1 pseudogene is annotated in these 594 nt (G+C 44.4%); it reads right to left on the bottom strand.

The window, feature by feature from the left end:
• Positions 1-594: pseudogene (locus E0L37_RS21250) on the bottom strand (hypothetical protein); the annotation flags it as partial.

Raw genomic sequence — 594 nt, 5'->3', positions numbered from 1 at the left:
ATTTCAGCGCTTTCCCATGCAGAGATTGACGTAAGAGTTAAATCATTGATATCCCACTCAAGCTTTAAGCTTGCGCCTTGAGACTCAACTTGCTGTGTCGCACGAGAAGCAGCATCGTGGTAAACCACATCGTGCTCATAGTTATCAGCTAAATCGTTTGTGCCAGCTTTAATAGCGTTACCACGTAATGCGATTGGCGTACCGTCAATATCGCGTACGTGGTAGTTGAAAAGACCTGTGAAATCGTCACCTTCATATAAGAACTGAACACGTGCCGCTTTTTCAGTGTAACCACCTAATACGTCATCTTGTTCAAAACCCGGTGCACGATTATCGATGTAATCGTCTTTTTCTTGCCAAAGTACAGAAACACGCGTTGATAAACGGTCTGTTAAGCCACCGCCAACAGCACCTTCAAAATCAACTGCGCCACGGCTACCGTAAGATACAGAGCCATAGCCTTCAAATTCTTGTGATGGTTTAACTGTATCAAATTTAACAAGGCCAGCCGGTGTGTTACGACCGAATAAAGTACCTTGTGGGCCACGTAGAACTTCTACACGTGCTACGTCAAATACAGGGAAACCTTTTAAG

The sequence above is a fragment of the Alcanivorax sp. 24 genome (assembly GCF_004360225.1).
Lineage (GTDB): Bacteria > Pseudomonadota > Gammaproteobacteria > Pseudomonadales > Alcanivoracaceae > Alloalcanivorax > Alloalcanivorax xiamenensis.
This window is presented reverse-complemented; position numbering and strand designations above follow the sequence as displayed.